At 43.9% G+C, this 14,271-nt stretch carries 8 protein-coding genes; 6 read left to right on the top strand and 2 right to left on the bottom strand.

Annotated features, from left to right (window positions below):
• Positions 1 to 24: 24 nt before the first annotated feature.
• The 3 genes from G613_RS0113270 to G613_RS0113260 are packed head-to-tail and all read left to right on the top strand — an operon-like array spanning position 25 to position 8,308.
• The gene (locus G613_RS0113270; RefSeq protein WP_029674946.1) at positions 25 to 2,133 is read left to right on the top strand and encodes a glutamine synthetase III family protein; all 2,109 of its coding nucleotides are present in this window, start codon (positions 25 to 27) and stop codon (positions 2,131 to 2,133) included.
• A 60-nt stretch (positions 2,134 to 2,193) separates the two neighbouring features.
• Positions 2,194 to 6,762, top strand: a complete 4,569-nt coding sequence (gltB, locus tag G613_RS0113265; protein WP_029233078.1) for a glutamate synthase large subunit — start codon at positions 2,194 to 2,196, stop codon at positions 6,760 to 6,762.
• A gap of 13 nt (positions 6,763 to 6,775) precedes the next feature.
• Positions 6,776 to 8,308 carry a glutamate synthase subunit beta gene (locus G613_RS0113260; protein ID WP_029233077.1) on the top strand — a complete coding sequence of 511 codons (1,533 nt, stop codon included), beginning with the start codon at positions 6,776 to 6,778 and terminating at the stop codon, positions 8,306 to 8,308.
• Between the two features lie 24 nt (positions 8,309 to 8,332).
• Here G613_RS0113260 and G613_RS0113255 read toward each other — a convergent pair whose 3' ends face one another.
• Both G613_RS0113255 and G613_RS0113250 read right to left on the bottom strand, forming a co-directional pair.
• Entirely contained in the window at positions 8,333 to 9,190 is an 858-nt protein-coding gene (locus tag G613_RS0113255; RefSeq protein ID WP_029233076.1) for a TrmH family RNA methyltransferase, read from the bottom strand.
• Positions 9,191 to 9,277: 87 nt separating this feature from the next.
• Positions 9,278 to 10,045 (bottom strand): PHP domain-containing protein, encoded by a 768-nt coding sequence (locus G613_RS0113250; protein ID WP_029233075.1) that lies wholly within the window; start codon positions 10,043 to 10,045, stop codon positions 9,278 to 9,280.
• A gap of 361 nt (positions 10,046 to 10,406) precedes the next feature.
• Between G613_RS0113250 and G613_RS0113245 the strand changes: the two genes are divergently transcribed.
• From G613_RS0113245 to G613_RS0113235, 3 genes are all read left to right on the top strand, one after another.
• Complete coding sequence (locus tag G613_RS0113245) at positions 10,407 to 11,798, top strand: GntP family permease (RefSeq protein WP_026662160.1); 1,392 nt, start codon at positions 10,407 to 10,409, stop codon at positions 11,796 to 11,798.
• A gap of 172 nt (positions 11,799 to 11,970) precedes the next feature.
• Entirely contained in the window at positions 11,971 to 13,233 is a 1,263-nt protein-coding gene (locus G613_RS0113240) for a glycerate kinase type-2 family protein (RefSeq protein ID WP_029233074.1), read from the top strand.
• A gap of 302 nt (positions 13,234 to 13,535) precedes the next feature.
• Positions 13,536 to 14,270 carry an ion transporter gene (locus tag G613_RS0113235; RefSeq protein WP_029233073.1) on the top strand — a complete coding sequence of 245 codons (735 nt, stop codon included), beginning with the start codon at positions 13,536 to 13,538 and terminating at the stop codon, positions 14,268 to 14,270.
• Position 14,271 lies beyond the last annotated feature (1 nt).

Raw genomic sequence — 14,271 nt, 5'->3', positions numbered from 1 at the left:
AAAGAAAAACGGAGGAGAGTGGCAATGATCGAAGCGAGCAAATTAACAACAGAATTTGGAAGTCTAGTATTTAACGACAAGATTATGAAGGAACGCCTTCCCAAGGATATCTACAAGGCAGTTCATAAGACAATTGAAAAAGGAACACATCTTGAGCTGGATGTAGCTAACTGTGTAGCAGCAACCATGAAGGAGTGGGCAATCGAGAACGGTGCTACACACTTCACACACTGGTTCCAGCCAATGACAGGTCTTACAGCTGAAAAGCACGACAGTTTCATTTCTCCAACAGAGGATGGCAAGATCATCATGGAGTTCTCAGGAAAAGAGCTGGTTAAGGGCGAACCTGATGCATCAAGCTTCCCAAGTGGTGGTCTTCGTGCAACATTCGAAGCTAGAGGTTATACAGCATGGGATCCTTCATCACCTGCATTCATCAAGGATGGTTCCCTTTACATTCCAACAGCTTTCTGCTCATACGGCGGAGAAGCTCTTGATAAGAAGACTCCACTTCTTCGTTCAATGGAGGCTCTTTCAAATGAAGCGGTTAAGATGATGCGTCTTCTTGGATATGAGGATGTTAACCGCGTAAATACTACAATCGGTTCAGAACAGGAATATTTCCTTATCGACAAGGATTTCTATAAGAAGAGGAAAGATTTGCTTCTTACAGGCAGAACACTTATCGGTGCTCCAGCCAGCAAGGGTCAGGAAATGGAAGATCACTACTTCGGAGTTATTAAGCCTAAGGTATCTGCATACATGCATGACCTTGATGAAGAGCTCTGGAAGCTTGGAATCCCTGCTAAGACCAAGCACAACGAGGTTGCACCTTCTCAGCACGAGCTGGCTCCTGTATTTGAGACAGCAAACATCGCTGTAGATCACAACCAGCTCACAATGGAAGTTATGAAGAAGGTTGCTGACAAGCACAACTATGCATGTCTTCTTCACGAGAAGCCATTTGAGGGAGTTAACGGATCTGGTAAGCACAATAACTGGTCAATCTGCACAGATACAGGAATCAACCTTCTTGATCCAGGTAAGAACCCAGGCGAGAACATTCCTTTTCTTGTCTTTCTTATGTCTGTTATCGCAGCAGTTGATGAGTATGCACCAATCCTCAGACTTTCAGTAGCATCTGCCGGAAACGACCACAGACTTGGAGGAAACGAGGCACCTCCAGCAATCATCTCTATCTTCGTTGGTGATGAGCTTGCAGAAGTACTCAAGGCTGTTGAAGCCGGAGAAGCTTACAAGGCAGCAGGCAAGTCTCAGATGACAATGGGAGCAACAGTACTTCCACACTTCACCAAGGACAACACAGACAGAAACAGAACATCACCTTTTGCTTTCACTGGTAACAAGTTCGAGTTCAGAATGCCTGGTTCATCAGTTTCTGTTGCTAACGCTAATATCGTTCTCAACACTGCAGTTGCAGAAGAAGTAGCAAAGCTCTATGCAAAGCTTTCAGCATACAGCGGAGATGAGCTTAAAGAGAAAGTTAAGGAAGTTCTTAAAGAGACACTTCTTGCACATAAGAGAGTTCTTTTCAACGGAAACGGATATACAGACGAGTGGGTTGAGGAAGCTGCTAAGAGAGGCCTTCCAAACCTTAAGGCTCTTCCAGATTGCATGCCATACTGGATCAGCGATGAGTCAATAGATCTTTTCACAAGACACGGTATCTTCACCAAGGAAGAGATTTACTCAAGATATGAGATCCTCCTTGAGAACTATTCTAAGTCAATTCATATTGAGTCTCTCACAATGCAGGAGATGATCAGAAAAGACTTAACAGAAGGTCTTGTAGCATATGAAAAAGATCTGTCAAAAGAGATTGTTCAGAAAAAGAGCCTTCTCGATGGAGACTGCTGTGCACTTGAGCTGGGAGTTCTTAAGTCTCTTGATAAGTCCAGCGCAGAGATGGACAAGGCACTTTCAAAGCTCTTCGAGGATACCAAGAAGGCAGAGGGCATGACAGAAGCTCTTGAGACAGCAAGCTACTATGAGAGCACAGTCCTTGCAGATATGGATGAGCTTAGAAAGTACGCTGATGAGGCAGAGGCACTTATTCCAGAGAAGTACCTTAGCTATCCAACATACGGAGAGATGCTGTTCTCACTTAGATAAGAGGACGCCCCACACAGCAATGTGTGGGGCGTAAAGTTATAGGGAAGGAGATATACCCATATGGACCAGTGGAATAATGACAGAGACGCCTGCGGAATAGGCGCCGTAATTAACATAGATGGAAATGCCGATAACAAGGTTCTTGACGATGCACTTAGTATTGTTGAGAAGCTTGAACATCGTGCTGGTAAAGACGCCACAGGCAAAGTCGGTGATGGCGTTGGTATTTTGGTGCAGATTTCTCACAAGTTCTTTAAAAAAGAAGCTGAGAAGTCAGGAATGAAGCTTAAAAGTGCTGGTGATTACGGCATTGGAATGTTCTTTTTGCCACAGGATTCTATGAAGAGAATGTTTGCAAAAAGGCTTCTGGAAGTTATCGCCCAGAAAGAGAACATGAAGGTTCTTGGCTGGAGAGATGTGCCAACACATCCTGAAATCCTGGGACGGGTAGCAGTAGATTGCATGCCCTATATTGCTCAGTGCTTTATAGAAAGACCATCCAATGTTCAGCGCGGAGTAGAATTTGACAGACGACTTTATTGCCTTAGGAGAGAGTATGAGAAATCTTCTGAGGATACTTATATTTGCTCTTTTTCGTCCAGAACCATCGTGTATAAAGGAATGTTCCTTGTAGGACAGCTCCGTAATTTCTACGAGGATCTTCTTTCTCCTGATTATGTTACGGCTATTGCTATGGTTCATAGCCGCTTTTCTACTAATACAACACCATCATGGCAGAGGGCTCATCCATACAGAATGATCGCTCATAATGGTGAGATCAATACAATCCGTGGTAACAGCGACAGAATGCTTGCCCGTGAAGAGACCATGTCATCGGATGTTCTTGGTGAGGATCTAGCCAAGGTCTATCCTGTAATTGCATCTTCCGGATCAGACTCTGCAATGCTTGATAATACGCTGGAATTTCTGTATATGAACGGTATGGATCTTCCTCTTGCTATGATGCTCACAATTCCTGAACCCTGGAAGCACAATGATTTCATGGCCCAGGACAGGAAAGATTTTTACCACTATTATGCAACTATGATGGAGCCATGGGACGGTCCCGCAGCAGTTCTTTTCACAGATGGAGAGGTATTCGGTGCTACCCTTGATAGAAACGGACTGCGTCCATCAAGATATTATGTCACCAAGGATAACAGACTCATTCTCTCTTCTGAGGTGGGTGTCCTTGATATTCCCGAAGAAAACATTGATAAGAAATCCCGCCTGTCACCTGGACATATGCTCCTTGTAGACACCAAAGAGGGACGAATCATCTCTGATGAAGAATGTAAGGATAAGTATTCCAAGGCAAGCCCTTATGGTGAGTGGCTTGATAGATATCTTTTGCACCTTCATCACCTTAATATTCCCAACAAAAAGATTCCTACAAATAGCCAGGAGATGAGAGATAAGCTCTATAAAGTATTTGGCTATTCTTATGAGGATGTTAAGAATCAGATCATGCCTATGGCTACAAATGGCATAGAGCCTACAGTTTCTATGGGTACTGACGTGCCGCTGGCTATGCTTTCCATGCATCATCAGCCACTGTTTTGCTATTTCAAGCAGCTCTTTGCCCAGGTTACCAATCCTCCTATTGATTCCCTCAGGGAGAAGGTTGTTACCGATACCACAGTGTACATCGGATCTGATGGAAATCTGTTAAAAGAAAAGAGTGATAACTGTCGAGTTCTGGAGATCAATAATCCTATCCTCACAGGCGTTGACCTGATGAAGATTGAGGCCCTTGATCAGCCTGGATTTAAGGTTAGAAAGATTTCTCTTTTGTATTATAAAAATACTCCTGTTGAAAGAGCATTGGAGCAGCTTGACGTGTCTGTTGACAGGGCTGTTGCTGACGGAGTAAACATCATCATCTTGTCAGACAGGGGAGTTGATGAAAACCACATGCCAATACCATCTCTTCTTGCTGTATCTTCAGTTGAGCAGCATCTGGTTAGAACCAAGAGACGTACTGCGGTTTCTCTTATTCTTGAAAGTGGTGAGCCAAGGGATGTTCATCAGATTGCTACTCTTCTTGGTTTTGGTGCAAGAGCTATTCACCCTTACCTTGCACAGGAGTGTATCGCAGAACTCATAGATATCGGAATCCTTGATAAGGACTATCACACAGCAATTGCTGATTATAATAAGGCACTTCTTGGAGGTGTTGTTAAGATTGCGGCTAAGATGGGTATTTCAACACTTCAGTCCTATCAGTCAGCAAGAATCTTTGAAGCAATCGGTTTGTCAAAAGAGCTGGTGGATAAGTACTTTACCGGAACAACCAGCCGAGTAGGCGGAATCGGAATTGCAGAGATCGGCCAGGACGTAGAGTTTAGGCATAATAGAGCATTTGATCCTCTGGGACTTTCAACAGATACTACCCTTGATTCTATCGGCTTCCATTCACTTAGAAGCGGTGAGGACAAGGAAGATCATATGTACAGCCCTAAGACTATTGTTACTCTTCAGAGAGCAGTCAGAGAGGGCGACTACGAGAGATTTAAAGAGTACAGTCAGATGGTGGATGATGAGGACAGACCTCATACCTTGAGAGCTCTTTTGTCATTTGTTCCTGCAGATAAGCCGGTGCCAATTGAGGAAGTTGAAAGCGAAGAGGAAATCGTAAAGCGTTTCCAGACAGGAGCAATGAGCTACGGCTCTCTTTCCAAGGAGGCCCATGAGACTCTTGCCATAGCTATGAACAGACTTGGAGGCAAGTCTAATACCGGAGAAGGCGGCGAGGATATTGCCCGCTTTGGAACAGAGAGAAACAGTGCAGTTAAGCAGGTGGCATCAGGAAGATTCGGTGTAACAAGCCAGTATTTGCAGTCTGCAAAAGAAATCCAGATCAAGATGGCTCAGGGAGCTAAGCCCGGTGAGGGCGGACATCTTCCAGGCAAAAAGGTATATCCATGGGTTGCAAGTACTCGTTACTCAACTCCAGGCGTAGCCCTTATTTCACCGCCACCTCACCATGATATCTATTCAATTGAGGATCTGGCGCAGCTTATTTATGACCTTAAAAATGCCAATGATAAGGCAAGAATATCAGTTAAGCTGGTTTCAGAAGCAGGTGTAGGCACTATTGCATCAGGTGTTGCCAAGGCAGGCGCACAGGTAATTTTGGTGTCGGGATATGACGGAGGAACAGGTGCAGCTCCTTCTTCATCAGTTCATCACGCTGGACTTCCGTGGGAACTTGGTGTGAGTGAAGCGCATCAGTCACTTCTTGATAACGGCCTTAGAAGTCGTGTTGTACTTGAAACAGATGGTAAACTCATGACAGGTAGAGATGTTGCTATTGCAGCCCTTCTTGGAGCAGAGGAGTTTGGATTTGCTACCGCTCCCCTTGTATGCATGGGATGTATGATGATGCGTGTCTGCAATAAGGATACTTGCCCTGTTGGTATCGCAACTCAGAATGAGGAACTTAGAAAGCGCTTTAAGGGTAAGCCAGAGCATGTTATGAATTTCATGCTCTTTGTGGCAAGACAGCTTCGTGAGATCATGAGTCAGCTTGGCTTTAGAACCGTAGAGGAGATGGTAGGAAGAACAGATAAGCTTGCCATGAGAACCTACGGCGGAAGTGATATGGATATCAAAAAGCGCAAGGAGGCAGCAGATCTTAGCCGTATCCTTGACAGAGCTTACGTTGACAGGAAAGATAACCACTTTGATCCTAAGGAAGTTTATAACTTTGGTCTTGAGAAGACACTGGATTCAAAGGTGCTGATTCCTGCGTATGAGAAAAACAAAGATAAGTTGGGCATGCAGATTTATACAGGAAAGCAAGCAGGTAAGACGAAGGATGCTCAAGCTGACAACAGGCTGCTTGTAAAAGTAGATGTGTCCAGTACCGACAGAAGTTTTGGAACTCTCCTGGGAAGCAGAGTAACAGCTGATTACCAGAATACTCTTGCAGAAGATAGTATTGTTGTAGAAGCTCAGGGTGGTGGTGGCCAGTCCTTTGGTGCATTCCTTCCTAAGGGCGTTACAATTAGACTTTATGGCGATGCCAACGACGGTTTTGGAAAGGGCTTGTCAGGAGGTAAAGTAGTTGTAAGACCTTCTGAGAAAGCAACTTTCAAGGCCCATGAGAATATCATAATAGGTAACGTTGCTCTGTACGGTGCAACTGCAGGTAAGGCTTATGTTTGCGGCGTTGCAGGTGAGAGATTCTGCGTACGAAACTCCGGTGCCGTTGCTGTAGCAGAAGGCTGCGGCGATCACGGCCTTGAGTACATGACCGGCGGAAGAGCTGTAATCCTTGGCATGACCGGCAAGAACTTTGCGGCCGGTATGAGTGGCGGAATTGCTTATGTCCTTGATAGAGAACATACTCTCTACCTTCGTATGAACAAGGATATGGCATCACTTTGCGAGCTTACAGAGAAATATGATATAGCAGAGCTCAGAGGAATCCTTGAGGACTATGTAAAAGAGACAGACTCTGAATTTGCTAAGGAAATCCTGTCTGATTTTGAAAGCTATATTCCGGATTTCAAGAAAATCGTTCCTAATGACTATCAGAAGATGCTGACAGCAATCGGAAGGCTCGAGGAGCAGGGTATTGATCATGATACTGCAGTTCTTGAAGCTTTCAAGGAACTTACGTAAGGAGGATAGCGCGATGGGAAAAGATACAGGATTTCTTGAATATAAAAGAAAAAACAACGGAGATGTACCTCCAAAGGAAAGAATAAAGACCTTTGAGGAGTTTCACACACCACTCATGACTGAGGAAAGACGGCAGCAGGCATCAAGATGTATGAACTGCGGTGTTCCCTTCTGCCAGTCAGCAATGAACCTCAGCGGAATGGTAACGGGATGTCCACTTCATAACCTGATTCCTGAGTGGAACGACGAAGTATACAAGGGACATGATAAGCACGCTTTTGCAAGACTTCACAAGACCAGTAATTTTCCTGAATTTACCGGAAGAGTCTGCCCAGCCCTTTGCGAGAAGGCATGCATGTGCGGACAGTACGGCGATTCAGTAACGGTTCATGACAACGAGCTTTATCTGGTGGAGACTGCTTTTGAAAATGGCTACATCCAGCCTATGGTACCTTCTATCAGAAGTGGTAAAAGAGTTGCCGTTGTAGGAAGCGGTCCTTCAGGCCTGGCAGTTGCTGACGAACTTAATCACAGAGGACATACTGTAGAAGTCTTCGAAAGAGAAGATGAAATCGGAGGTCTTCTAATGTATGGAATTCCCAACATGAAGCTTGACAAGACCGTCATCAAGAGAAGACGTGCTCTTATGGAAGCAGAGGGAGTTGTATTTCATACAGGAATGAATATTGGAGACAGCAAGTCCGTAACCGAAAGAAAGACTGAAAAAGCAAGTAAAACGGTGACATCTGATGATTTACTTGCGAAGTTCGACGCAGTAGTTATGTGCTGCGGAGCCAAGAAAGCACGCCCCCTGCCTGCAGCTGATCCTGAGAAAATTGGCGGAGTGTATTATGCGGTAGACTTCCTGACTCAGACTACAAAAGCACTGATGAAGGCAGATGATGTTACTTCAGATGCACTTAAGAAACAGGGAGGTTATATCGACGCAGCAGGCAAGAACGTAGTAATAGTCGGAGGTGGCGATACGGGTAATGACTGTATTGGAACAGTCATAAGAATGGGAGCAAAGAGCGTTACGGCTCTTGAGATGATGCCTAAGCCTCCTGTAGAGCGCGCAGCAAATAACCCATGGCCTGAGTGGCCCAAGGTTCTCAAGACCGATTATGGTCATGAGGAAGCAATATATCTTTTCGGAGATGATCCAAGAGTATATGAGACTACAGTTAAGAGCGTTGCAACTGATAAGAAGGGAAATATCAAACATATCGAGACTGTAAAGGTAGCTTTTAAAGATGGAAAGCTTACAGAGGTTGCAGGTTCAGAGAAGACTCTTAAGTGTGACCTTCTCCTGATTGCAGCAGGTTTTATTGGCTGTGAAGACTATTCTGCCGATGCTTTTTCTCTTAAGAGAAGCCCAAGAGGAACTGTTGTTACCGAAGACGGCGGCTATCACATCCAAGGCACCAAAGTGTTCTCCGCCGGCGATATGCACCGTGGACAGTCGCTTGTAGTATGGGCCATCACCGAAGGAAGAGCTTGCGCAAAAGAAGTTGATGAATATCTGATGGGATATACAAATCTGTAGGGGTCCTAGGGGACGGGGGCAATGTCATTTTGCCAGCTCCCAGAAAGCTACAGCACTGCAGGCAGCAACGTTTAAAGAATCAACACCATGAGCCATTGGGATCTTTACACAACAGTCACAGGCTGCAATGGTTTCTGGAAGAAGGCCATCACCTTCTGCTCCAAGAAAAATAGCCAGTTTGTCAGCACATTTAAGTTCAGCATCACTTATATCTTTTGTATCGTTTCTAAGGGCCATGGCTACAGTTTTAAAGCCAAGGCCCTTTAATGTGTCTATTTCTGAGCCTTCAGGAAGAAATGTCCAGGGAATCTGGAATACAGTACCCATGCTGACTCTGGCAGCGCGGCGATATAGAGGATCAGTACATCCATGGGTAAAAAGAACTGCATCAAGCCCAAGAGCTGCTGCGTTCCTAACGATAGCTCCAAGGTTGGTCGGATTTGTAACGTTCTCAAGAACTGCAATGTGACGGGCATTTGATACAAGGCTTTCAACTGTCGGTAGTTCTTTTCTCTTCATTGCACAAAGAACTCCGCGAGTTAAGTGGAATCCGGTAATCTGAGTGAGAATCGATGACTCAGCCACGTAAACTGGGACACTAGCGCTGCTACCAGCTGTTGCATTACTACATGCATCAACAGGCATGTCTTGGCATCGTTTAACAATCTCTGCAGCTTCTTTTTCAGTCTGCCCTTTCTCAAGTAAAAGAGAAAGTGGCGCATATCCCGCATTCAAAGCGCGACCAATAACCTTGGGACTCTCCGCGATGAAGATTCCAAGGTCCGGTTCATTTATATGAAATAATTGATTCTCCGAAAACTGATGATAGATGGACAGCTTGGGAGTATTGATATCTGTAACTTCGATGAATTCTTTGTTCATTTTATTTCCTTAGTGCAAGTATGTGCTTTATGGCCTTTTATCAGATAGAAAAGAATAACAGAATGATTGGCTGCCTCGCTGGCTTTTTTAGTGGATTACTACAGGAAGAGTCTCTTTCTGCGAAATCACAGTGAGAGCCAGTTCGTCAGCTACCGGAGAAAATGGAACTTTGTCTGTAATATCCCTCACAAATACTGGAGTTCCGTCTCCTGCAAGAAATCCTTTTACATAATCTTGAATAGAATTTAGTCTATATGGGAAGCTCATTCCTCCCATGTGCTTCTGGGTTAAATGGTGAATGTCGGAGCCTCCGCTCATGAGAAATCCATGCTCTAAGCCGTACTGATAGCAGAGAGCATTCTGATAATCAGGATTCTCGGCGTTGAAGCCCTCTATACCATCAACATCATTTGGTGCCAGATGAATTGTGTTTAGGTATCCTCTTTCTCTGTAGGGATGAGCCTGGAGCATAATACCGCCAATTGCATGTACTGCGGTGTAGAGCTCAGGCCTTGTCATGTCCAGAATCTCAGGCGTCTTTTTAAGCCAGTCCTTGTCTATTCCGTACAAAAGATATTCATCTCCCTGAAAGCAGACCTCTGCTCCAAAGAAAACATCAAAATCAGCATCTTTGGCGGCTTCAAGAGCATGTTCGTAACCCTTGCAGTACTGCTCAACCCATTCAGTCCAGGGAAGGCTTCTTGGCACAGCTGTATTTCCGTTAAAAAAGTGATCTGTAACAATCATGCCGCTGTAGCCAATCTTCTTCATGTGCTCAATATACTCTTTTGCCGGAGTATCAGAGCAGGCGCTGGCCTCTATTGTATGTAAGTGCGTTTCATAGATGTATTCCATAATAACCCTTTTGATTTGCTCCTAAACTGTTTCCGCACAAAAGTCACAGCTTATGCGCGTTTCTGATCATATATTCATAATAAGTACCATTTTATATCCATAAGATAGACAAGACAATTCCTTAGATGCGATTAATTCTCATTACTAAATTCATAGTACCTAAATAGCGTGGTCTTTATCATCGATAAGCAGTAATTGACACAATACACAATTTATGACATTAGCACACAAAAGATATAAAAATGCACAATTATCAGACAATAAAATCATCAAATACAACATATACTTACAAAATCAGGGTGTTATACTAAATGTAGTGATATGTGTAATTTCACACATTAATAGTCGGGAGGGTAAAAACATGACAGGATTTCCACTTATTATCGTATTCATTCTAGCTATTGTCTGTATGATTGTTCTGATTTCCAAGTTCAAGATCCATCCATTCATTTCTATCATGTTGATTTCACTGGTTCTTGGTCTTATTGCCGGAATTCCTATTGCCGACATTAAGCTGGATGACGGAACAACCAAGGCAGGAATTGCCACAGTAATTGGCCAGGGCTTCTCAGGAACCTTTACTTCCATTGGTATCGTAATTATCCTGGGCGCTCTTATCGGAAGCATCCTTGAGCAGACAGGCGCAGCTCTTAAGCTGGCTGACATTGTTATTAAGATAGTTGGCAAAAAGCATCCTGTTCTGGCAATGGAACTTATGGGATGGGTTGTATCTATTCCTGTTTTCTGTGATTCCGGATTTGTAATCCTTAACCCAATCCGTAAGGCGCTTGTAAAAAGAACTGCAGCTTCCTCAGTAGCTATGTCTGTAGGCCTTGCAGCAGGTCTTTTCACATCACATGTATTCATCCCACCTACACCGGGACCAATCGCAGCAGCTAATACACTGGGCATCGGTGACAACCTTCTTCTTGTAATGGGTATCGGTGCACTTTGCTCAATATTCCCTATTATCGCAGCATACTTCTATGCACAGTTCATTGGTGGCAAGGTTAAAGCTGATGACGAAGCCGATAACGGTGAGGTTTCCAAGACTTATGAAGAGCTCGTAGCTGAATTTGGTAAGCTTCCTAACGGCTTTATAGCTCTTGCTCCAATTATCGTTCCTATTATCCTTATGGCTCTTTCTTCAATCGTATCAATGGCTAAGATGACAGGCGGTGTTGCTCGTCTTTTCACATTCCTTGGTACACCTATTATTGCCCTTGCAGTTGGTACTATTTTTGCAGTATTCCAGCTTCTTGGCGCAGGCAAGATGGAGAAATTCTATGATATCTGTAACGATACCTTAAAGACAGTTGGACCAATCCTCTTCGTAACAGCAGCAGGCGGTGTTCTTGGTAAGGTTATAGCTTCTTCAGATATGGTTAACTATATCTCAGAGCATGCAACAGTTCTTTCAGCAATGGGCATCTTCTTCCCATTCCTGCTTGCAGCAATCCTCAAATCCGCACAGGGATCTTCAACAGTTGCGCTTACAACCACAGCCGGAATCGTAGCTCCACTCCTTCCTGTTCTTGGATTTACAACTCCTGTTCAGGTAACACTGGTTTGCATGGCAATCGGCGCAGGTGCTATGACAGTATCACATGCTAACGACTCTTATTACTGGGTTGTTACAAACTTTGGTGCAATGTCCACAGACAAGGGCTACAAGTCCTGGACTGTAGCATCTCTTATCATGGGTGTAGCAGCAGTTATTGAGATTGCAATCCTAAGCCTGTTCCTACACTAATATTTTTTTGGCAAAGAAACTATATTGGCAATTTGGTAATTTGAACAAATAGTATAGTTTTAGGCAAGCGGTTGTTTGCAAATTGGGTGAATTGGAGCGGCATACAAATATTAAATGTCGCTCCAATTGCAATCTATATAAGGAAATAGCCTTTGGGAAAGGAGAAGCTCTGATGAATAAAGAACTTAGAAAAGATGCAGACATCATAATAGAGCGATCAATTAAAGCTGTTCTTCCAGATGAAGCAGTCAAAAGAGCTCTAAAAGATTTCAAACCTGGTGAAGGCAAATTAGTTCTTGTGTCAGCTGGTAAAGCTGCATGGCAGATGGCGGCTGCGGCAGTGGAGGACTTGGGCAACCAGGATAAGAATGGGACTACAGCCAGAGGAATAGTTGGGGGCATTGTAATTACTAAATATGATCACGTTAAAGGCGATATCCCAGGAGTAGAGTGCTGCGAGGCTGGTCACCCGGTTCCGGATGAGAATAGTTTCTCTGCAACCAAGAAGGCTCTTGATCTGGTGGAACCCCTTGGCGAAAAGGATACAGTTCTTTTCCTGTTGTCAGGTGGAGGAAGTGCATTGTTTGAAGCTCCGCTTATTCCGGGAGAAGAGCTTCAGGATATCACTAAGCAGCTCCTTGCTTGCGGGGCAGATATTGTTGAGATAAATACAATCAGAAAAAGACTTAGCGGCGTAAAGGGAGGACGCTTTGCTAAGGCAGCTGCTCCGGCTAAGGTGTTTAGTATTGTTCTAAGTGATATCTTGGGAGATCCTCTTGATATGATTGCCAGCGGTCCGGCAGTTCCTGACACCTCAACTTGTGAACAGGCCTTGGAGATAGCTGACAGATATGGGTTGAAGCTTTCTGATAAAGCGAGAAATCTTTTGGCACAGGAAACGCCTAAGGAGCTTGATAACGTAACTACTGTAATCACAGGATCGGTCAGAGAGCTTTGCACAGCGGCAGCAAGAGCAGCGGGGGAACTTGGCTACGAGCCGATTGTTCTAACGGATATGTTATCCTGTGAAGCCAGAGATGCTGGAAGCTTTTTATCCAGTATTGCAATAACTCATCACAAGGATGGACGTAAGCTTGCGTATATAGCAGGCGGAGAGACTGTTGTTCATCTTAAGGGAACCGGAAAGGGTGGACGTAATCAGGAGATAGCTCTTTCTGCGGCTATTGGACTGAGCGGTGTTCCCAATGCAGCAGTATTCTCCCTTGGAAGCGACGGAACAGACGGCCCCACAGATGCAGCAGGCGGATACGCTGATGGTGAGACGGTGACGGATCTCAAGAATAAGAGTATTGATATACACTCATACCTTGATAATAACGACGCCTACAATGCTCTTAAAGCGGTGGATGGTCTTATAATGACCGGCCCCACAGGAACAAATGTTAATGATGTGGCGGTACTGTTAATTTCATAATGAAAATGATGATATAATGATAATAGTAAAACAATTAAACGTATTAAAAACACAGGGTTTCAATATGGGCAGAGATAAAGAAAAAGATATTCTGATATCCGATACCGGAATAAAAACGTCGAGAAAAGGATTATATTCATCAATTTTTGTTACTATATGTCGAATACTCAGTGTGGTTTTAGTCATACTGGGTGTCTTGGCTTTTGTGACCGGAAATTTCTGATTTGCGACGAATATAATTGCTGCTCGAAATGATGTTATAAGACTGACAGAGAGCTGAGCTTAGTCGGTGGGATATTTGTATGGAGAATAATACATTTAAGAAAAGAGTATACGAAGTAATTGAGGTTTCCAGTATTGGAGACAGATCCAGCCGGGCATATGACATGCTTATGACAGTAGCAGTCATTGTTGGCCTTATTCCGCTGACCCTTAAGAAGGATAATTCCTATACATATTGGATTGAGATACTTACAACAACTATTTTTGTAATTGATTATATTGCCAGAGTTTGCACGGCGGATTACAAGATGGGATATAAGAGCGTCAAAGCATACTTAGCATACATACTGACGCCACTTGCGATTTTTGATTTTCTATCAATCGTCCCTATTATATATCTCTTTTCCCCGGTCACATCTGCTATTGGCCTGCTAAGATTATTCAGGGTATTCAGAGTTCTGAAGCTGATCAGGTATTCCAAGACGGCTATCGTAATTGCAAATGTACTTAGAAAGGTTAAAAAGCAGCTTCTTGCGGTGCTGATACTGATCATCATTTATATCTTTGTATCCGCAATGCTGATTTTTCAGCTGGAACCGGATTTGTTTGAAAACTTTTTTGATGCATTATACTGGGCTACAATTTCTATCACAACCATTGGCTACGGCGATATCTACCCCACATCGGATGTGGGAAGGCTTATTACAATGGTTTCGGCTCTTGTGGGGGTTGCGGTTATTGCACTTCCATCCGGTATGATAACGGCAGCCTATATCGGTGAGGTTAACAGGAAGAAATCTAAGTATGAGTTGTAAG

Source organism: Butyrivibrio sp. VCB2006 (assembly GCF_000420945.1).
Lineage (GTDB): Bacteria > Bacillota > Clostridia > Lachnospirales > Lachnospiraceae > Butyrivibrio.
This window is presented reverse-complemented; position numbering and strand designations above follow the sequence as displayed.